Annotated in this window: 15 protein-coding genes; 10 read left to right on the top strand and 5 right to left on the bottom strand. The window is 39.2% G+C overall.

Translation table 11 applies throughout. The annotated features are described in order from the left end of the window. Positions 1-16: 16 nt before the first annotated feature. Positions 17-709 (top strand): GDSL-type esterase/lipase family protein, encoded by a 693-nt coding sequence (locus ABVM53_RS10955; RefSeq protein ID WP_405326007.1) that lies wholly within the window; start codon positions 17-19, stop codon positions 707-709. An 83-nt stretch (positions 710-792) separates the two neighbouring features. Here ABVM53_RS10955 and ABVM53_RS10950 read toward each other — a convergent pair whose 3' ends face one another. The 5 genes from ABVM53_RS10950 to ABVM53_RS10930 all read right to left on the bottom strand — a co-directional run bounded on the left by ABVM53_RS10950 (position 793) and on the right by ABVM53_RS10930 (position 8,220). Then, the gene (locus ABVM53_RS10950) at positions 793-996 is read right to left on the bottom strand and encodes a hypothetical protein (RefSeq protein ID WP_405326005.1); all 204 of its coding nucleotides are present in this window, start codon (positions 994-996) and stop codon (positions 793-795) included. Between the two features lie 174 nt (positions 997-1,170). Beyond that, positions 1,171-2,679 carry a rhamnogalacturonan acetylesterase gene (locus ABVM53_RS10945; RefSeq protein ID WP_405326003.1) on the bottom strand — a complete coding sequence of 503 codons (1,509 nt, stop codon included), beginning with the start codon at positions 2,677-2,679 and terminating at the stop codon, positions 1,171-1,173. Between the two features lie 271 nt (positions 2,680-2,950). Then, positions 2,951-5,797 carry a glycoside hydrolase family 2 TIM barrel-domain containing protein gene (locus tag ABVM53_RS10940; protein WP_405326001.1) on the bottom strand — a complete coding sequence of 949 codons (2,847 nt, stop codon included), beginning with the start codon at positions 5,795-5,797 and terminating at the stop codon, positions 2,951-2,953. A 6-nt stretch (positions 5,798-5,803) separates the two neighbouring features. Then, positions 5,804-7,093, bottom strand: a complete 1,290-nt coding sequence (locus ABVM53_RS10935; protein ID WP_405325999.1) for a rhamnogalacturonan acetylesterase — start codon at positions 7,091-7,093, stop codon at positions 5,804-5,806. A gap of 80 nt (positions 7,094-7,173) precedes the next feature. Then, positions 7,174-8,220, bottom strand: a complete 1,047-nt coding sequence (locus tag ABVM53_RS10930) for a GntR family transcriptional regulator (RefSeq protein WP_405325997.1) — start codon at positions 8,218-8,220, stop codon at positions 7,174-7,176. Between the two features lie 153 nt (positions 8,221-8,373). Here ABVM53_RS10930 and ABVM53_RS10925 point away from each other — a divergent pair, with 153 nt between their 5' ends. From ABVM53_RS10925 to ABVM53_RS10885, 9 genes are all read left to right on the top strand, one after another. Beyond that, positions 8,374-10,470: a bifunctional aldolase/short-chain dehydrogenase gene (locus ABVM53_RS10925; RefSeq protein ID WP_405325994.1), complete on the top strand. Its 2,097-nt coding sequence runs from the start codon at positions 8,374-8,376 to the stop codon at positions 10,468-10,470. A gap of 91 nt (positions 10,471-10,561) precedes the next feature. Further along, positions 10,562-11,842: a sugar isomerase gene (locus ABVM53_RS10920; protein ID WP_405325992.1), complete on the top strand. Its 1,281-nt coding sequence runs from the start codon at positions 10,562-10,564 to the stop codon at positions 11,840-11,842. An 18-nt stretch (positions 11,843-11,860) separates the two neighbouring features. Continuing rightward, positions 11,861-13,234, top strand: coding sequence for an FGGY-family carbohydrate kinase (locus ABVM53_RS10915; protein WP_405325990.1), 1,374 nt, complete (start codon positions 11,861-11,863; stop codon positions 13,232-13,234). 5 nt (positions 13,235-13,239) lie between these two features. Beyond that, positions 13,240-14,391 (top strand): alpha-hydroxy-acid oxidizing protein, encoded by a 1,152-nt coding sequence (locus ABVM53_RS10910; protein WP_405325988.1) that lies wholly within the window; start codon positions 13,240-13,242, stop codon positions 14,389-14,391. Between the two features lie 3 nt (positions 14,392-14,394). Continuing rightward, on the top strand, positions 14,395-15,810 hold the full coding sequence (locus ABVM53_RS10905; protein ID WP_405325986.1) for a purine-cytosine permease family protein: 1,416 nt from the start codon (positions 14,395-14,397) through the stop codon (positions 15,808-15,810). Between the two features lie 314 nt (positions 15,811-16,124). Next, positions 16,125-17,261 (top strand): AAA family ATPase, encoded by a 1,137-nt coding sequence (locus tag ABVM53_RS10900; RefSeq protein WP_405325984.1) that lies wholly within the window; start codon positions 16,125-16,127, stop codon positions 17,259-17,261. Continuing rightward, complete coding sequence (locus ABVM53_RS10895; protein WP_405325982.1) at positions 17,262-17,936, top strand: hypothetical protein; 675 nt, start codon at positions 17,262-17,264, stop codon at positions 17,934-17,936. A 520-nt stretch (positions 17,937-18,456) separates the two neighbouring features. After that, a complete protein-coding gene (locus tag ABVM53_RS10890) occupies positions 18,457-19,332 on the top strand; it encodes a DUF6929 family protein (protein ID WP_405325980.1) in 876 nt (291 codons plus the stop codon). A 184-nt stretch (positions 19,333-19,516) separates the two neighbouring features. Continuing rightward, complete coding sequence (locus ABVM53_RS10885; RefSeq protein WP_405325978.1) at positions 19,517-21,001, top strand: glycoside hydrolase family 28 protein; 1,485 nt, start codon at positions 19,517-19,519, stop codon at positions 20,999-21,001. Positions 21,002-21,004: the final 3 nt, after the last annotated feature.

The raw sequence follows: 21,004 nt of genomic DNA, 5'->3' as shown, positions 1-21,004 counted from the left end.
AATGGAACACCCTATTATGAATAGAAAACTTCGCCTTTTAATGTATTTGTTTCTTATTACTTTTGGTTCTTTATTTAGAACAAATGCTCAGGATTGGGCAAATCTTAATAAGTATACTGAAGCCAATGAAATGATAGATAGTACTAGTAGCCTTCAGAATAGGGTGGTTTTTATGGGGAATTCAATTACGGAGGGTTGGGTTACAAATGATCCAGATTTTTTCACTGAAAACAACATTGTAGGACGTGGAATTAGTGGTCAAACAACTCCACAAATGCAATTAAGATTTAGGCAGGATGTAATTGATTTAAATCCGCAGGTAGTTGTTATTCTGGCCGGCACAAATGATATTGCCGGAAACACAGGACCTATGACAGAAGCACAAATTGTGGGTAATATAATTTCAATGGCAGAATTAGCTGAAGCCAATTCTATAAAAGTTATTATAGCTTCAATTTTACCAGCTGCAAAATATCCCTGGAAACCCGAAGTGGAATCAATAGAGCCAATTAAAAGAATCAATAACCAACTTCAAGCATATGCTGAACGTAAAGAGTATATATATCTCGATTATTATTCCGCAATGGTTAATGCATCTTTTGGCATTAAAGATCCGCTTTCTTATGATGGTGTTCACCCTACGCTTGCAGGCTATAAGGTTATGGAACCATTGGCGCTAAAATCTATTGAATCTGCTTTAAAAAAGTAGCTACTACAGAACTTTGCATTACTTAAAAAGCCGAATACCAATTTGAATATTGATATTCGGCTTTTATATGGATTATCATCAAATTATGCCGCACCACTTTGAGGAGCCCAATGCGAACAAAGCATCTCTGGAGCTGCCTTTAAAGGATTTGCACAAGTAGGACCGTGAAATCTTGTACACGTATTACAATTAGGATCATTTTTTAAAGCCTGCATCATAGTAAAACTATCACAGGTATAATTTGCATTTACTTGTACACCGTGAATTTTACATAGATTTGTTGCCAAAAGATTCTCACAATTTGAACAACTAATTACCGAGTCTGATTGCCATCTTATTACGTTTTTTGAGTTAATTATCTTGAATTTACGAAGTAGATGACGCAGAAGCAATATAAATAACTAAATATCAATTGCTTGTATTTAGATCTTTTTAAAATTGCACTCCATCATGTAGAATTTTTATTCAAATGTATTTATTATATAATCCCGTAATTCAGAATCGCGCAAACCTTTAAGAAGTTTAGCTACGATGCGCGCATTAAGTTCTGCGCCTGCTTTATTGGTATGCGTATGATCATCAGGAAAAAACTTATTTACCTGTTCCTTTCCTAGCTCTTCATACTTTTGGGCGACTGCATCATTAAGGTCTAAGAAGTAACCGCCGGCTTGCTCTGCTGCTTCTCTTGCCCAACCTCCATAACCTGTCGAAGCTCTATCTACTTTACCATTAGACCAATCGTTTCGGGGTATCATACTCAACACAATAGGGGTTGCTCCCGCTTCCTTAGTTTCTTTAATATACTGCTTCATATACCAGCCGTAAGAATATACCGTTTCAACGCCACTGCTATCGCGTTTTACCTCTTGAATCTCATCACCCATTCCTTTTATAGATCCCCGGTATTTTGCTTTATCAATGTTTCCTCCATCGTTATGGCCAAACTGCATTAACACAAAATCTCCCGGCTCCAGCTGCTCTTTAACAGCATCCCATAAACCTTCATATCTAAATGTACGACTACTTCTTCCGCCACGGGCTTTATTATAAACCGTCATTCGCGTAGTATCGACATGTTGAGAAAAATAAACACCCCAACCGGTTTTACCATCTTGACCGTTATTTGCAACGGTGGAATCACCTATTAAGAAGATATTTCGCTTTCGCGGAAGCCTTATCTCAGGGTTTTCCAGTAAATAGTTTTTTAACGTATTATCACTTTCCGCCAGACCTTCAGCAATTAGTGAAGCTGCAAGAACAGCTCCTTTTGCCGAAGTATGCGTATGATCGCGTTTGTAAAACAAATGCCCCGTAACCTGCTCCTCTCCCCTAGTTTCCATTTCTGAAGCCATTTTATCATTAAGATTTATGAAGGTCACACCTTCTTCTTCAGCAATTTGTTTGGCCCAGCCTCCATACGAATTTAAATTACGGGGTACTTTGCCGTTTTCCCAATCATTACGTGGTATAGGCGCCATGATTATCGGGATTGCGCCTTTAGACTTCGCTTCGGTTACCACTTTACGAATGTACCAGCCGTAGCTGTGCACCACTTCGTGTTTGCCCGTAAGTATATTGTCTATTTCCTCGTTCTCCTCACCAATACCTTTTATAGTACCACGAGCTCTTGAGTCATCATTTAATGCACCATTATCATTATGCCCAAACTGAATCAGCACATAATCTCCAGCTTTTAAACTGTCTAAAACCGGTTGCCACAATCCTTTAGACAGAAAGGTTCGGCTACTCGTACCGCCCAATGCGTGGTTTTCTACACGTACTTTTGTAGTGTCAATAAACTGCCCGATGTAATCTCCCCAACCCCAGAGTCCGCCGTCGCCTTTACCCTGCCCATTTTTAACTGTAGAATCTCCTACGCAATATACCGTAGGCTTTTGTGCATTAGCCGTATCACATTGCACAAAAAATATTGTCACAATAAGCAGACAAGCTAGTTTTACTATTTTCATGAGTCACTCTATTTATTCTCGGCGCAACCCAAAAGGGTCGGGCTTTTCGTGGCAATTCCGTTTGCTCTTAAACTCGCAATCCGGGATTTTCACTGCAATCCCTTGCGCGGGTACTGTTTGTAATTCCTTATTAAAGTTCAAAATCAGATGTCTTATATTCAATTAAGCCTTCAACATCTAACAAATACAGATCTTTATCTCTTTTTTTCTTTTTTATTCTCTCTGTAATCTAACGTCTCTCATCTAGAATCTATAGTCTACATACTATCATCTAGTCCCTAAAATCAAACCACAGCTTCATCGAGATTCCTTCATCGCCACTTTTGATACGTATGTTAGACGGCTGACTGCTAGGTCCTTGTTGCGATAGGGGTTTAAACGCTCGTTGTCCCGGCACTTCATACATAAACGAGATGTTCCCTTCTGGAAATGAGGGTTGAAAATGACTGCCTTTAAATCCGTTTTTGGCTTCTTCCGGAGTAAACAAACGAAGAAATAATTTATCGCTTTCGCTAAATACTTTAAAGCTATTTTTCCCGGCTTGCAGGTTTCCGGCTAAGAAATTTGCATAATAGCCTTTAAACTCAGGATACACCAGATCCTCAAAACTTTCTCCGGTAATAGTGTTATTGTATTCTTTTTCCCAAATCCCATACTCGATCCCCTGCTGGCGGTTGCGCCACGTATGATACGGCCCGCGGCCAAAAAGTGTGATGCCTTCTACATCTGTTTCCGGGAAATCAAACGTAATCCCAAATTTATCGATATCACCTTCATAAAAAGCACCGTCAAAACCACTGTTTCTTCCGGCATTCTTAAGGGCTACCAGTTCCATATGCACACGCCCATCAGGATACATGGTCCAGGTAATATGGTCTATCCCACCATTATAATCAATACGACACACTGCATTCTTCCCTTCCTGAGTAAGCGTTACCTTCTCAACCTCAGCTTTCATCCCAATAGGTTTGGGGCCATTTAAAAAAGGAATTGCTCTTTTCTTACTATTAATCTCAGTGATATATCCGCGTGTGGTGTTTAACTTAAGTGTAACCTCAGCGCTTTTCAAAGTAACGATTGCGTCCTCTTGAGTTGCTTTTGCAGCTTTTTTAGTTTCCTTTTGATAAATAAATTTATCAGCAAAATAATCGGCTTTATGAATGGCCCATGTAAAGGTGTAAATCTCGCGCCCGTGTTTATCGGTAGCAGTAATTTCTAACCAGTCTCCTTTAAAGAAATTTTCAGCAACCGGCATCTTGATTTTTCGGGTTTCTCCCGGTTCTGCATTTGGTAATTCTATAGTTCCAGAATCTAAAATACTCGCCGCAGTTCCCGGCTCATAGAAAGTTTTCGCCTCAGCTTCCATCACCCGATATTGCATGGTCACCGTGTTCAGGTTTGAAAACAAATAATCGTTAGTTACCAGGAAGCTTCCGTCAAAAGTTTCGGTAATCGCTTTGGGTTTAAACTGTATTGGAGACCAAACTTCTTTTACCGTAAAAAAGCTACCTTCTTTCTCGCGGTGCGGACCTAAAACGCCGTCTGCTGCCAGATTGCCTTTAGAGTCAAATTGCTTCTCACCCGTCCAGTCACTGCGCAATACCGCCTCATCGCTATATGCCCACATAAAACCACCGGCAAACAACGGACTTTTACTATAATGTTCCCAGAAGTCTTTAAGACCGGCACCTATACCATTATCATAAGTACCATGCATAAATTCGGTAGGAAAAAATACATTTTCCCCACTTCCAAAACGGTGTACACCTGTTAAAAATGTTGGGTAATGATGCGTATCCCAACCATCAAAATCTGACCACGGATGAATTACAATACGATTTTGTGGATCGTGTTTGGCAAAATCATCATCCAGTTCATAATTCCAGCCGCCTTCATTTCCTTGATCCCAGATAATTATAGACGGATGATTTACATCACGATCTACCATTTCTTTAATGAGTTTTTCACCCGTATTCGTCTCATATGGATTTTGCCAACCTGCGAGTTCGTCTAAAACAAACAACCCTAGCGAATCTGCAACGTGAAGAAAATGATCATCTGGCGGATAGTGAAAACGCACCGCATTCATATTCATATCCTTAATTAGGTTTACATCCATCACGCTGATGCGCTTGCTGGTACTGCGCCCACCTTCTGGCCAAAAGCTGTGACGATTAATTCCTTTCATAATAATCTTAGTGCCGTTTACATATATTCCGTCACGTTTTCTAAACTCAAGCGTTCTAAACCCGATGCGTTCACTTATTTTGTGAATGGTTTTACCATTTTCCTGTAATTGCAGTGTTAACACATATAAATTGGGATTTTCAGGATCCCAGGTTTTTACTCCTTTCCATTTTGCAGTAATAGTCTGTGTGGTATCGGTTTTATTGAGGCTAATAATTTGTGATTCCAGATTAGAATCACCGCCTAATAATGCAATTGAAGCAATTACTTGCAGATTTTCAGAAGGGTTAAAAATGTCTAAATCAGCCGTTAGGCTGCCATCCATTTGCGCATCAACGGCTACGTGCTTAATATGTGTTTTAGGTTTTATTTCTAACCACACCGGACGGTAAATACCACCAAACAACCACCAGTCTGCTTTGCGCTCTGCATTGTTTACACTTCCTATTTCAGAGTGTTTCCAGACGTGAACTTCGAGTAGGTTTTCTTCTCCAAACTTCAAATATTCAGTTATGTCGTATTCAAACTCATAAAAGCCACCATGATGCTTGGGACCTACCATTTTACCATTTACTTTCACTTCGGTATCGGTCATTACCCCGCCAAAATGAATCGTTACCTGTTTCGTTTTCGCAGATGCGGGAACATCAAAATTCAATTTATACAACCCCTCTTCTTTACTGGGTTCGTCCTGCTCCAATTCTTTGTACCAGCGGCCGTAGGTGTATTCACCAAAACCTTCTAACTCCCATTGAGACGGTACATTTATAGTAGACCAGGCACCGCTGTTATTGCCTGCAGAAACTTTAAACTCCCAGGTTCTAGGATGTTCAAAATCTATTCCTGAAAGCCAGATTTTATCGGTTTGCTGCCCAAAAGCGGCTATAATACTCAAAAGAAAAAGCGCGAAAAATGAGTGTTTTTTTTTCATAATAATTTAATTTCCGTCGGGTTTTAAAGCTTCAAATAAACTGCTGTAGGGTATGCTGTACGACTGCGGCTCATTGGGTTGTGACGGATTGTATGAAGGTGTATTTACTTTAATATATTGCTTGAGTGTGGATGAGCTTTCACGCATACCATTAACAACGGCTAGAGCAATTTCGTTAGCTCCAAAATTGCTGAAATGCGTATTATCTTCTAACGCTTTAGACTGCCCAGGAAACGTATTTGCCGGATATTGCACAAATGCTTTGCGCGAACCTTCTGGCCCCCAGGCCTCATACATTTGCGTGGTAAACGCAGTTAAATCTATAAGTGCTACTTTTTCCTTTTTAGCGACTTTACGCATTGCATCAGGAAAATCGCCATGCGTAGGTTTTAATTGATTACCGTCAAAAGCACGACGTTGCGTAGGGGTTATCAAAATAGGAATCCCTCCTTTTTCTTTAATACGCGTAACAAAATAGGTAAGCAGATTGGTATATAAGCCGTATGCGCCGTTGCCTTCGCCCTTTATTTTTTCATCGTTATGACCAAATTCGATTACTACATAATCATCCTTCTTCAGCATATTCAATACCTTATCTATTCTACTGCCTTTAAAAGAAGCCAGTGAAGCTCCGGAAGAAGCCATATTAGCAACTGCGATATTCTCGTCTAGATAAGCTGTAATAAATTGTCCCCAGGATGCCCAGGGCTCTAAATCCTGATTGGTAACCGTAGAATCTCCCACTAAAAAAAGCGTTTTCAAATTGGTTACAGGCTCGATATGAATATTTTTTATGGTACTATTTCCTAAGAACTCCAGGGTAAGTTTATCATCCCAATCGAGTTTCAAAAGTTCGCGGTCTTTTAAACCTACATTATAGTCTGAAGTAATTTGAGGTTTAAAAACACTAACATTAAAGGATAGTGTTACCTCATCTGTTGTAGTTATGGTATGCTGCGGAATAAAAAGCCTTTTGGACTCAGCTTTTAAAGTAGTTGTAGTGTTTTCTCCGGAAACCGTTACCGTGACTTTGTAAGTTCCTTCAGGAATTTGTACCGAAAAATAAACCGGAGCTGTAGTTGTAAAACCCTGCTTATTGCTAGTTACGCGATAGGCGGTACCAAAATCAAATCCATAGCCTAATTCGTTAGAGAAAGGTTGTCCAGAATTAATGCCAACCGCTGATGTTGAACTTTTTTGCTTTGTAAAATCAAAAAAAAATGACTCTTTTTCTTGAGATGAAAGTAGATTGCACATCAAGCCAAGAAGCATAAAAAGGCAGTAGCATTTCCGCATAGCTGTTTTGTTTAGAAAAAGTTATGTGAAAAATACAAAGAGGAATACACTAGCGTATCCTGTACTGTTCTGATATACGATTAAACCGAATTACGTTCTATATACTTAAATACGTTTTTGACTTTTTCTTTTTTGTTCTTGAGAATCATGTATGCCGCGGTCTCTCCCATTGCTTTAAAATCTGTACTAATTACGGTGATTCCTAAAAGTTCTTTTAACGGCGTTTCATTATAAGAGATTACACCGATGTCTTTTCCTAATACAAGATTGCGAGCACGTACTTGTCGAAGCAGATTTACAAGATCCATCTCTTCTATGGTGATGTAAACGTCTTTGCTTTCAAACTCCATATCATCATAAATCTCATCAAGAATTTCGAATTCAAAATCAAATTTTTGACAAAAATAGCGAAAGCCATGAACGATACGTCGCGGGTAGGGATGAACACTTTTTGAGGGATAAACCAGAATTAAACGGTCGTATTTCTTTAATTTATCCATTCCTTCAATGAGGGCATTATAAATATCCTCTTTAAAGTCTTGATATATAGACCCATAATTTCCTTTTATCTCTGGCTTTGCATTATCTACCACAAGCAATTGATCTTTAGGAATACGCTCTATTGTCTTTAATACATTAGGAGTAAAGCTTACATGATTAAGGTCTGTATCCTTAAAATGAGGCATAATCACGTAATAATTAAATGCACCTAGATTTTTTTCGATCGCATTAATAAATAGTGATTCTTCGCAATGATAAATGCTAAGATTTACATGTGCGTTTACACCCATGGTATTCACAAAATGATTAAAAATGATCATTTTATATGAACTGGGTTTATTGATCATGAAGAAAACATTAATCTTAGATATCAACTCCGTTTTGGCCGTGTAGTATCCTTTGCCCTTAACTGAAATTATAACTTTGCGTTCTTTTAATATTTTATAAGCTTTTTCTACCGTATCCCGACTCAAATACGCTGCTTCACTCAGTTCATTTATAGAAGGGATCTTTTGACCTACTTTCAATTTACCTTTTGCAACATCATCAATTATGGAGTCCACAATTTGTTTGTATTTAGGTATTCTTGAATCTTCATTGATTTTTATTTCAACAGTTCGAGCCATAAGTTAGGGATAACAAAATTCTATTTAAGTATCTGTAAAACTAATCAAAAGATTAGCTTCTAAAAACATTTATATAGCAGTACAGCACAGGATGCCAACCTAGTTCAATACCTATAATTTTGAATCAGAAGCGTTAAACTTTACAAAACGAAAATGGAAAAAACTTTTAGCCACGTAAATTATCTTTGGGATGAACAAAAGGCTGCAGAATTAGGCGATGACCAGGTTGCACTCTTTTTATACCGCTCCAATATCCTAGGTGCAGATTTAAGAATTACAAATTATGGAGGTGGTAACACCAGTTGTAAAACCATAGAAAAAGATCCGCTTACAAACGAAGATGTTGAGGTGATGTGGGTAAAAGGTTCTGGCGGTGATATAGGCACATTAACCAGACAAGGTATAGCAGGTTTATATACAGAACGCCTTAGAAATTTAAAAAACGTGTATGGTGGTCTTGAAGATGAAGACCGTATGGTAGGTCTTTTTAACCACTGCATTTATGACCTTAATTCTAAAGCGCCATCTATTGACACTCCGCTTCACGGTCTTTTGCCATTTAAACATATAGATCACCTTCACCCTGATGCGCTAATAGCAATTGCAGCTGCAGCAGATAGTGAGCAAGTGACTAAAGAAATCTGGGGAGATACAATGGGCTGGGTCCCTTGGCAACGTCCAGGTTTTGATCTTGGACTTCAGTTAGAGAAATGCCTAAATGATAATCCAGGTATACGTGGAATTGTTCTAGGAAGCCACGGATTATTTACTTGGGGAGATACTTCTTATGATTGCTACATAAATAGTCTTGAAGTAATTGAAAAAGCATCTGCTTATATCGAGAAAAAAGTAAAAGAAAAAGGAAGCGTTTTTGGAGGTGAAAAAATTGTAAGCCTACCACCTGATAAACGTAAAAATCAGGCTGCTAAACTAATGCCGCTACTGAGAGGTCTTGCTTCTTCAGAAGATAGAATGATTGGGCATTTTACCGATACAGAAACAGTACTTCAGTTTATAAACAGTAATGATCTAGAGCGTCTCGCTCCTATGGGAACTTCGTGTCCAGATCATTTTTTACGCACTAAAATTCAGCCGTTAATTCTGAATCTTGACAAAGATGACAATTTAGATGATACCGATGCAGTACTGGCTAAGCTTGAGCCTTCTTTTGCACAATACCGTCAGGAATATAAAGACTATTACGAGACGTGCAAACACGATAATAGTCCTGCAATGCGTGACCCTAATCCCGTAATCATTATCTACCCCGGAGTGGGAATGTTCAGCTTTGCAAAAAATAAACAAACCACTCGTGTAGCAAGTGAGTTCTACATCAACGCGATCAATGTGATGCGCGGTGCAGAAGCGATTACAAGTTATACGTCATTACCACATCAGGAAGCGTTTGATATTGAATACTGGCTTTTAGAAGAAGCGAAGTTGCAGCGTATGCCAAAAGAACAACCACTTTCGCGCAAAGTGGCTATTGTAACCGGGGCTGCCGGTGGTATTGGTAAAGCGATTGCAGATAAACTAGTTGCCGAAGGTGCTAATGTAGTACTTACCGATATGAGTGAGGAGGCGCTGAATGAAGCAGTAGCAACCTATAAAAAAGATCAGGTTTCTGGTGCAGTTTGCGATGTAACCAATCAGGAAGCGATTGAACAGGCCTATAAGGACGCATGTTTAGCTTTTGGTGGGGTCGATATTATTATTCATTCTGCAGGTCTTGCAATCTCAAAACCTTTAGAAGAAACGACTCAGAAAGATTGGGATTTATTGCAGGATGTACTTGTAAAGGGTCAGTTTTTAATGGCTCAGGAAGGTGTTGCTGTAATGCGTAAGCAAGGCTTAGGTGGTGATATTGTTAATATTGCTAGTAAAAACGGATTGGTTTCAGGACCTAACAACGTTGCTTATGGCACTGCAAAAGCTGCACAACAGCATATGACTCGTTTGCTTGCTGCAGAATTGGGAACAGATAAAATACGTGTAAATACGGTAAATCCTGATGGGGTTATTGTAGGTAGCAAAATATGGGAAGGTGACTGGGCAGAAGGTCGTGCAAAAGCATACGGCATCGAAGTTAAAGACTTACCCGCTCATTATGCAAAACGTAATTTATTAAATGAGATCATTCTTCCAGACGATATTGCAGACGGTGTTTTTGCTTGTGTAGGGGTTCTACAAAAGAGTACAGGAAACACCATAAATGTAGATGGTGGTATGGCCAATGCGTTTGTACGCTAATTAAAAAACTTACTGAAGCCGGTTAAAACTCTTAGATCTATTTTGATTCCAAGAGTTTTAACTAACTTCATTTTTTAGAATTTCTTTTCCTATGAAACTTAATAACCAACAACTCGAAGATCTAAACAAAACAGGTCTTTCTGATCATAAATCACACTATGATTTTTTAGCTCAATCGTTGTCGAATAACGGTACTGATGTTGAAAAAATTATTAGTAAGCTTGCTCAATTTCAGGTAGCAATCCCTAGCTGGGCATTGGGTGCCGGTGGCACGCGCTTTGGCAGGTTCTCATTTTCAGGTGAACCGGCTTCTTTAGAGCAAAAAATAGAAGATATTGGCTTGATCCACAGCCTTACACAAACTGCCGGCGCTGTATCGCTTCATATTCCGTGGGATGTTCCCAACGATTACAATGCCATTAAAGAACTTGCAGCTATCCATAAAATTAAATTTGACGCCGTAAATAGCAACACTTTTCAGGATCAAAAAAACCAGAAAGAATCATATAAATATGGTTCGTTAAGTAATACCAGTGCTACAATACGCGATCAGGCCATTGCGCATAACAAAGAAGTTATTAAAATAGGAAATAAACTGGAATCAAAAAGTCTTACCGTATGGTTGGCAGACGGCTCTTCGTTTCCGGGACAGAACAACTTTCAAACGGCACTTACACATACTCAAAACAGCCTGATATCAATCTATGAAGATATGCCGCTAGACTGGAAACTTTTTATAGAATATAAACCCTACGAACCTAATTTTTACAGTACCGTAATTCAAGATTGGGGAACTTCACTTATGCTGGCAAATGGTTGCGGGGAAAGAGCTTATACGTTAGTTGATTTAGGACATCATTTACCGAATACTAATATTGAACAGATTGTTTCCATCTTAATGATGAAAGGCAAATTGGGTGGTTTTCACTTCAATGACAGCAAATATGGAGACGATGATCTAACCGTAGGCAGCATCAAGCCATATGCTTTATTCCTCATCTTTAACGAACTGGTTTACGGGATGCAAAACAATCCCAACAATCCAGAACTGGGGTGGATGATCGATGCGAGTCATAATGTAAAAGATCCATTAGAAGATTTAATTCAGTCGCTAGAAGCGATTCAGGAAGCGTATGCAAAAGCGCTTTTAATAGATCAAGATGCACTTAGGGCAGCTCAAGAAGCTAATGATGTTACGCTTTGTCAAGAAATTATTCAAGGTGCTTACCGTACCGATGTACGCCCTCTGGTTCGCCAGGCACGGCTACAGGCTGGCGGGGTAATTAATCCTATTGATGCCTACCGTAAACTTGATGTACGTGGCCAATTGATAAAAGAACGTGGTAGCAACACTATCGCTACAGGACTTTAATCTGGAAAGAAGTATTTAATGAAGCAAACAGTTACGGCAGTATTTGATATTGGTAAGACAAACAAGAAATTTTTTCTTTTTGATTCTGAATTTCAAGAAGTGTACCGTGAGTACATACAGTTTGATGAGATCACAGATGAAGACGGGCATCCTACCGAAGATCTTTCCGCTTTGCGAGAGTGGTTAAAAACGGTTTTTGACCGCATTTTAAAAACCGAAAAATTTGACATCAAAGCCATTAACTTTTCTTCGTACGGTGCCAGTCTAGTACATTTAGATGAAAACCGTGATGTGATTTTTCCACTTTATAATTATACCAAAACGATACCTTCCGAAATTATAGATTCGTTTTACAAAAAATACGGACCTGAAGAAAATTTTCATCAAAAAACAGGTTCGTCAAGCTCAGGCATGCTCAATGCAGGGATGCAGTTGTATTGGCTGAAAAACACCAAACCTGAGGTATTTAAAAAAATTAGATATTCACTACACCTTCCGCAGTATTTAAGCTTTGTTTTTACAGGAATCCCGTTGAGCGAATACACCAGCATTGGCTGCCACACCTCGCTTTGGGATTTTGAAAAGCGCGATTACCACGACTGGGTATATGCCGAAAAACTAGACCAGATTTTACCTCCTATCGTTTCTACGGAAACCAGTATTAATATGAACTATAATGGTAAGCGCATCAAAATAGGCGTAGGTATTCACGACAGCTCGGCTGCCCTACTCCCCTATGTGCGCAGTCTTAAAAAGCAGTTTATTTTGATTTCTACGGGAACCTGGAGTATTGCTTTAAATCCATTTGTAGAAAACGAACTCAGCAAAGCAGATGTTGCCAAAGATTGCATCAATTATATGCGTATTAATGGGAAACCTGTAAAATCTGCGCGCCTCTTTTTAGGCAATGAATACAGCATACAGGTTAAAAAACTAACCGAACATTACGGAGTAGCTAAAGACTATCACAAAACCGTAAAATTTGATCCTGAAATACATTATGAACTTGTGAAAGAATTTGAAAAACTCTTTCATTGGGAGTCTCTTGAAGATCCCGAGATGCCACCCAAAACCGTTCTTAGATATACCTCATTTGAAGATGCCTACCACCATTTGATGATGGAACTAGTGCTGTTACAAGTAAAGAGTATACAGACTGCAAAAGGCGATATGACGATAGAAAAACTTTTTGTTGACGGTGGGTTTAGTGACAACGACATTTACATTCATTTGCTTTCGCATCATTTTAGAACTATGGAACTACGTACCACAGACTCCTCATTAGGCTCTGCATTAGGAGCGGCAATCTGTATCTCTGATACTCAATTAAATTCTAAGTTTTTAAAGAAAAATTACTCGATGAAAAAACACATTCCTTTCATCGCTAAATAAATAATATGGCCAACGCTTTTGACACTGCCTATCCTTCTGTTGACGATTTACGTACCAAAGCTAAAAGCCGCGTACCAGCATTTGCTTTTGAATATCTTGATGGCGGTTGCAACGAAGATGTAAGTATAAAACGCAATACATCAGAGATACGCGATGTACAATTACAGCCGCGCTACTTAAATAATTACGGACATAGCTCTACCAAAACAAAAGTTTTAGGGATGGAGTTTGATGCACCTTTTGGGATTGCACCGGTAGGACTACAGGGATTAATGTGGCCCAACTCACCTGCTATTTTAGCAGAAGCCGCACACAAACACAACGTGCCTTTTATTCTGAGTACCGTGACTACAATGAATATTGAAAAAGCCAGCGAACTTACCGAAGGGAATGCCTGGTTTCAACTCTACAATCCGGTTGAAGATGCGGTGCGTAACGATATTATAGATCGTGCCGAAGCGGCAGGCTGCCCGGTTTTAGTTCTCTTGTGCGATGTGCCTACGTTTGGGTTTCGTCCCAGAGATTTTAGAAACGGACTCGCGCTTCCGCCTAAAATGTCTTTAAAAAATATACTTCAGATTATGGGGAAACCTACCTGGGCATACAACACGCTTAAATACGGTCAGCCTACTTTTGAAAATCTAAAACCTTACACGCCCGAAGGTTTAAACCTGAAACAACTGGGCGCCTTTATGGATCGTACCTTTTCAGGAAAACTCAACGAAGAAAAAATAAAACCCATCCGCGATCGCTGGAAAGGGAAACTCGTGCTTAAAGGAGTAGCATCATTAGAAGATACTGCTGCTGCCATCCGTATGGGATTTGACGGCATTATCGTTTCTAATCACGGCGGGCGCCAACTCGACGCGGCCCAATCTACCATAAACAGCCTAAAAGAAATTGCAGCCGCCTACGGCGATCAGATTGAAGTGATGATGGACAGCGGCCTGCGTTCTGGTCCTGATATTGCCCGTGCGATGGCTTGTGGAGCCAAATTTACCTTTATGGGACGCTCATTTATGTACGGCTGCGGCGCTTTAGGAAACAAAGGCGGCGATCACACTATAGGGATGCTTAAAACCCAGTTTAAACAAGTGATGGATCAGCTGGTTTGCGAGCGCGTTGAAGATTTACCAAAACATTTAATAACAACCTAAACTATGTCTCAATACAACCAGGAAGAAGATACTATTGAAGAAATCGCAGGTGGCGAATTTGAACGCCAGCCCGTTCCGCAATCCAGACTGCAAAGCTGGAAAGCCTTTTTAGGAATGTACGCCGGGGAGCACGCCGCAGGTACCGAGTTTGTAATAGGTCCTTTATTTTTAACCACCGGAGTAAGCGCCCTTGACCTCATCATAGGTTTATTAATAGGTAACCTCCTTGCCGTTTTAAGTTGGAGATTTTTAACCGCAGAAATAGGAACTAAATTTAGATATACCTTGTATTTTCATTTAGAAAAAATTTGCGGTACCCGCCTGGTAACGGCCTACAATCTGGCAAACGGAATCTTATTCTGTTTTCTTGCCGGAGCGATGATTACCGTTTCTGCCACTGCCGTAGGTATTCCCTTTGATATGGAAATGCCCAAACTTACCGATACCACGCCTAACAGCCTTACCTGGGTCATTGTCGTTTTAGCGATAGGAGCTGTAATTTCACTCATTGCTGCCCGCGGATACAATACCGTTGCCAAAGCTGCTAACTGGATGTCTCCGGTAATCGTACTGGCTTTTGTAGCCTGTGGTGTTATGGCCTTGATACAACTTGATGTAAATAGCTTTTCAGATTTCTGGAATATCTGGGGCGAAGGCAGTGCGCCGTTTCCGGGACAAATAAAATATACCTTCTGGCACGTGGTGTTATGGTCGTGGTTTGCAAATGCAGCCATGCACATTGGGATGTCAGATTTATCGGTATTTCGTTTTGCTAAAAAAGCAAGCGCAGGTTGGACAACGGCTGCCGGTATTTACATAGGCCACTATATCGCCTGGATCGCTGCTGCTCTGCTCTATGCGGTATATCTTAAATCACCCGAAGCGATGGCAATGCTTGCCGGTGGGGAAGCACCTACTGTTGCACCAGGACCGCTGGCGTATAACGCTATTGGTATTTTTGGAATTATCGCGGTGTTACTTGCAGGCTGGACGACGGCAAACCCAACGATCTACAGAGCCGGTCTTGCCTTTCAAGCCATCATCCCTAAACTTTCTACCTTCTGGGTAACCATCATTGCAGGTACAGTAGCCACCATAGCCGGTCTATTCCCTGCATTTGCGATGAAACTCTTAGGTTTTGTTGCTCTTTATGGTTTTATTTTGGCACCTATAGGAGCAATCATTGTTTTTGAATATTTCTTCGGAAAGCGCGCCGGAATACAAGCCTTTTATGCAGAAAAAACCGGAATCAAATTCAACTGGGCGGTGTTTGGCGCCTGGGCGTTAAGCTTTGGAGTCTTCTATTTTATCTCGGTGCAGTATGATGTGTTCTTATCCTTTTTAACCCTACCCGCGTGGATTAGCTGTGGAATCTTGTTTTTGATCTTTAGTAAACTGTACCAGCGCAAAGCGGTATAGCTCAAAATAATTGTGTGTGTAAATGGTCGTTATTGTAGGGGATAACGGCCATTTCTTGTTTACCGCTTTTATATACTATTGGGTTTTATAGCCGAAAGCTAAGCTGGGATAAGGAATTCTGTAAAAAGGTGTGGGGTAAAGGTTTACATTTACGGGAAACTAAAATTATAAATGCTTGTAAGTGTTTACTAGCAGATATATAAAATGGATATAACACGACTTATGGTGTTATCCTTACGTTGTGTGCAATTTTTATAAAATGCTCATTAAACCAATTAATATATTAAATTTGTTTTCTCAATAGATATTAAATAATGAAACTTAAATCAATCAAATACTTTAACAATGAACAAGAATGGGGTTTCGATAAGATTGAATTTTTCGACCTAACTCTTCTTGTCGGTGTTTCAGGAGTCGGGAAGACTCAAGTTTTACGATCAATTCATGCACTACAAAAAATTGCTCAAGGAAGTAACGAAAACGGTGTAAAATGGGAAGTAGAGTTCGAAACTTTAAAGGGAAATATTTATAATTGGAAAGGTGAATTTGAAAATTTAAAATCTAAAAACGAATTTATACCAGATTTTCTTAATTCTGACAAAGAAGAGATTGAACCAAAAATTGTTTTTGAAGAATTACTTTTAAATTCTGAAAAAATAATTGAACGAAATCAAGAAAGTTTCATATTTAACGGCAAAGAAATGCCAAAATTGATATCGACAGAAAGTGCAATTAATATTTTAAAAGAAGAAGAATTAATTTTAGACCTTTCTGAAAGTTTAAAATTGATTATTTATAGAGATCATACTCAAAAGGAAGGAGTTAGATACAGCAGATTAAGTATTAAAAAGCTGAAAAATAAGTATAAAAACTTCCAACAAATAAAGGAAAGCGAATTAGAAACATTCGATAAACTTGCGTTAGTATATGAGATGCAAGAACCAGTATTTGATGAAATTAAATCTCGTTTTGTTGAAGTTTTTCCTCAAGTAGAAGACGTAAAAATAGAACCTATTCAAGATGATGAATTTTCCAATTTTCTATTTGAAGCTACTATTATTCAAATTAAAGAAGTTGGGGTTCAAAAGTGGATTCCACATAATCGGATGTCGTCTGGAATGTTAAGGACGCTTATACATATAGCAGAAATGTATCTATGGGTTGAAGGAACTGTAATATTAATTGATGAATTTGAAAATAGTCTAGGTCTGAATTGTATAGATGTTTTGACAGAAGACTTAGTTTACGATGATAATAATATTCAATTCATTGCAACAAGTCATCACCCTTATATTATAAACAAAATTCCTTTTGATTATTGGAAAATTGTTACTAGAAAAGGCGGACTTATAAAAACTTTTGATGCTAAAGATTTTGACATGGGCAAATCTCATCATGATAGATTTATGAGTCTTATAAATCATCCTTTTTACAAGCAAGGAATTTCTTAGATGAATCTATATTTTGTATTAGAAGGGGAACAAACAGAGGTCAAACTCTACCCTCAATGGATTGAGAATATTTTACCCAATTATTCAGAAGTTGATTTTGAACACGAAGCAGATCAAAACAATTACTATATTTTTTCTGGTGGAGGAATACCTTCAATATACAATCATGTTGTTAATGCAATCAAAAACATTAACGACAATACCATTTATGACAAATTAATAGTTTGCTTAGATGGGGAAGAAATTGGTGTCGATGCAAGATTAAATGAAATTAAAACCTTCATAAATAATTCCGGAGTATCAATAAATGATAACTGTGAAATACATTTTGTCGTACAAAATATATGTATTGAAACTTGGTTTTTAGGTAACAGAAAAATAGTCAAAAAAAATCCACAGGGCACAAAACTTCAAGCTTTTAAAAAACATTTCGATGTTATAAAAGAAGATCCAGAATTAATGGACGAAATGGAGCGATATAGAAATAAAGCTCATTTTCATTATTCATATTTTAAGGAAGTATTAAAAGAGCGGAATTTAACATATCGTAAGTCTCGACCAGATGTTGTAATGGAAAAGACTTATCTTGATCAACTCAAAAGAAGAATACAAGACACTGATCATATTCCCTCTTTCAAAAAACTCTATGATCTGCTGATTTCCATAGCGGAATAAAAACAGGACACAATCGAGTGGATGGCTCCGCCATCAAATGACGGAGTGCACCCCTCACACCACCGTACGTACGGGTCTCGTATACGGCGGCTCGTAATCCATCACTCCAAGGCTCTTTTCACCCTTGAAACTATCCTCTAGTTTAAGCATAGGCTACACAAATTGTGTTCCTATGCGAATTTTAAAGAGGATTACGTTCGGTCCTTCCCTAATTGTGGGACCTCTGGGGTTATGCCCCAGGTCCCCCGTTTACTCACGTTTCCCACGCGTGTCCTCAAATCCCTACCGAATCTACATAGCTACTTCTTAATCCTTGAGAGTTCATCGAAGGCTTACTACCCCTGCACCTAATGGACCTGCCTACCGGCAGGCAGGCTTGCACCCTCTCGATTAAACCTTTATCTTTCGGTAAAACAAAAAGACCCAGGCAAGGTCCTAGCCCATTAGACAAATGAATTTTAAGTCGATTAAAACAGTACTACTTATAACTTTTATGCTGCACGCTTGCAATCCTAATGACATGAAGATCAAGGTTCTTGAGATCCTTAAAAAGGAGCATATTCCTAGTGGATCTGGGATTATTGCGTCTGCTAACAGCTACTATGTTATTGGCGACGATTCCCCATTTTTGTTTTCTTTAAACAGTGATTTTGAAATCACTTCTAAAACACCGCTTGTAGAAGATTTTACTTTTTTAGAAAATGGCAGAATTCCTAAATCAGAAAAACCAGACTTTGAAGCCTTAGAAAGGATTGACAAACATGAGATGGTCGTTTTTGGGTCTGGTTCTAAATCCCCACAACGAGATGTGTTTATCCGCATTTTGTTGAAAGACCCTCTGCTCATTGAGAACTATGATAGTTCTGACTTTTACACTAACCTGAAAAACCTGCCCCTATTTAAAGATTCTGAGTTAAATATTGAGGCAGCCGCTTTTTACAACAACCAAATCTTTCTTTTTAACCGCAACAAAAATCTGATTTTAGAATTTGATTATAAGGAGTTAGTAACCCATCTACAAGGTAAAACGGCTTTCCCGCAACCAAAAATCAGGGAATATTCCTTACCCAGGATAAAGGGTATAGAAGCTGGTTTTTCAGGAGCAACTGCTTTAAAAAACGAATCAAAAATTATTTTTACTGCGTCTGTAGAAGATACAGACAATGCGTATGATGATGGGGAAATACTGGGTAGTTTTATTGGGGTTATTGATATTTCCCATAACAACAGCTCCGAATCTTTTGTTTACTGTAAAATCCCTAATCAAGGAGCTCATTTAAAAGTTGAGTCTGTAAGTGTTGAAGAGGAAATTTCATCAGGAAAAGCTAAAGTTGTGCTTATAACAGATGATGATAAGGGTAATTCCATCATTTTAAAATGTATGTTAAATTGGTAAACGGGAGTCTCCCCGTTTACGCGCGTTTCTAACGCGTGTCCCCCCACTGTATCTACGCAAAAGCACTTTTGATATCCTTAGGGTTACACAAGAATGTGGTTGCTTACCCCGCTTCAACAGGTAAGAACAGGATGCTGTTTCCTTATAAAAAAAGGAACTTGTTTATTCTAATGGATAAACCGGTATGAGACAGCTTTCTATATTTTTCCTTCTTACTTTATTAGCTCTAAGCAGCTGCAAAAACAAAACCGCACCACCAGATCTGGCAGCAGCAGAACCTGCAGCTTTTGAGCCCGAGTGGGTAAATGAAGTAGGTGCAAAACCCAATACCTTTAAAGAACAAATCTTTTACGTTAACGACTACGATGCGGTTGAGGACGGGAGCGCGTTGACCACGACTGCGATTCAAAAAGCCATTGATGCAGCAGCAGCAAACGGCGGCGGTACGGTAACCTTTAAACCGGGAAAATATTTAAGTGGTTCTGTTTTCATCAAAAAAAACATACAATTTACCATTCCTGAAGGGGTTGAGCTTTTAGGGAGTGAAGACATCAAAGACTACCCCGAGATTGATACGCGTATTGCTGGTATTGAGATGAAATGGCCTGCGGCACTAATTAATGTGTTAGATGAGACGAATGTGACCATAAATGGCGATGGTCTGGTTGACGGGCAAGGAAAAGTCTTCTGGGATTATTACTGGAACCTCCGTAAAGAATACGAACCCAAAGGCCTCCGCTGGATTGTAGATTACGATGCCAAACGCCCGCGTACGCTACTGGTACAAAATTCAGAAAATGTATTTATAGAAGACCTCAACATACAACGTGCAGGCTTCTGGACGGTACAGGTGTTGTATTCTAACCACATCACGGTAGATGGCTTAACCATTAGAAACAATATAGGCGGTCACGGCCCCAGCACCGATGGGATTGATATTGATTCCTCGAGATATATTCTCGTACAAAACTGCAATATCGACTGCAACGACGATAATTTTTGTTTAAAAGCCGGGCGCGACTGGGACGGCTTGCGCGTAGATCGGCCTACGGAATATGTAGTGATTAGAGACTGCATCGCTTTGGCAGGATCAGGATTGTTTACCATAGGTAGTGAGACCAGCGGAGATATACGACACGTGTTTGTCTCAAACATTAAAGGTCTGGGAACTAAAAACGGACTCAACATTAAATCGGCTACTAATCGTGGCGGTACTGTTGAAGATGTATATATGCAAAACATTCAAATGGATAGCGTACGTACGTTTATGGAAGTTTCGATGAACTGGAATCCGTCATACTCCTACTCCAAACTACCCGAAGGTTACGATGCCGAAACCATACCGCAGCGTTGGAAAACCTTATTGATGGAAGTAGATCCTCCGGAAAAAGGAATCCCAACGTTTAAGAACATCACCCTCTATAATATTGATGTTAAAGGCGCGCAGCGTGCTATCAACGTAAACGGTATGGAACAATCTTTAGTAGAAAATATCACCTTAAAGGATGTCCAGATTCAGGCAGAAGAAGCTGGTCAAATCACCCACAGTACCAACTGGGATATTGAGAATGTAAGCCTAAGCATAAACGATGGTTCAACCTTAAAAATTGAGAACTCACCCGGAGTTGTAATTTCAGATTCGCTTTACCGCAAACCCACACAGCAGTAGTGC

Source organism: Leeuwenhoekiella sp. LLG6367-2.1, assembly GCF_045055775.1.
Taxonomy (GTDB): Bacteria; Bacteroidota; Bacteroidia; order Flavobacteriales; family Flavobacteriaceae; genus Leeuwenhoekiella; species Leeuwenhoekiella aequorea.
This window is presented reverse-complemented; position numbering and strand designations above follow the sequence as displayed.

Bases quoted from the DNA above. Each gene is read 5' to 3' on its own strand.
- ABVM53_RS10935 (WP_405325999.1), bottom strand. From the start codon at position 7,093: ATGCGGAAATGCTACTGCCTTTTTATGCTTCTTGGCTTGATGTGCAAT.
- ABVM53_RS10885 (WP_405325978.1), top strand. From the start codon at position 19,517: ATGAGACAGCTTTCTATATTTTTCCTTCTTACTTTATTAGCTCTAAGC.
- ABVM53_RS10940 (WP_405326001.1), bottom strand. From the start codon at position 5,797: ATGAAAAAAAAACACTCATTTTTCGCGCTTTTTCTTTTGAGTATTATA.
- ABVM53_RS10915 (WP_405325990.1), top strand. From the start codon at position 11,861: ATGAAGCAAACAGTTACGGCAGTATTTGATATTGGTAAGACAAACAAG.
- ABVM53_RS10900 (WP_405325984.1), top strand. From the start codon at position 16,125: ATGAAACTTAAATCAATCAAATACTTTAACAATGAACAAGAATGGGGT.
- ABVM53_RS10925 (WP_405325994.1), top strand. From the start codon at position 8,374: ATGGAAAAAACTTTTAGCCACGTAAATTATCTTTGGGATGAACAAAAG.
- ABVM53_RS10945 (WP_405326003.1), bottom strand. From the start codon at position 2,679: ATGAAAATAGTAAAACTAGCTTGTCTGCTTATTGTGACAATATTTTTT.
- ABVM53_RS10910 (WP_405325988.1), top strand. From the start codon at position 13,240: ATGGCCAACGCTTTTGACACTGCCTATCCTTCTGTTGACGATTTACGT.
- ABVM53_RS10905 (WP_405325986.1), top strand. From the start codon at position 14,395: ATGTCTCAATACAACCAGGAAGAAGATACTATTGAAGAAATCGCAGGT.
- ABVM53_RS10955 (WP_405326007.1), top strand. From the start codon at position 17: ATGAATAGAAAACTTCGCCTTTTAATGTATTTGTTTCTTATTACTTTT.
- ABVM53_RS10930 (WP_405325997.1), bottom strand. From the start codon at position 8,220: ATGGCTCGAACTGTTGAAATAAAAATCAATGAAGATTCAAGAATACCT.
- ABVM53_RS10890 (WP_405325980.1), top strand. From the start codon at position 18,457: ATGAAGATCAAGGTTCTTGAGATCCTTAAAAAGGAGCATATTCCTAGT.
- ABVM53_RS10895 (WP_405325982.1), top strand. From the start codon at position 17,262: ATGAATCTATATTTTGTATTAGAAGGGGAACAAACAGAGGTCAAACTC.
- ABVM53_RS10920 (WP_405325992.1), top strand. From the start codon at position 10,562: ATGAAACTTAATAACCAACAACTCGAAGATCTAAACAAAACAGGTCTT.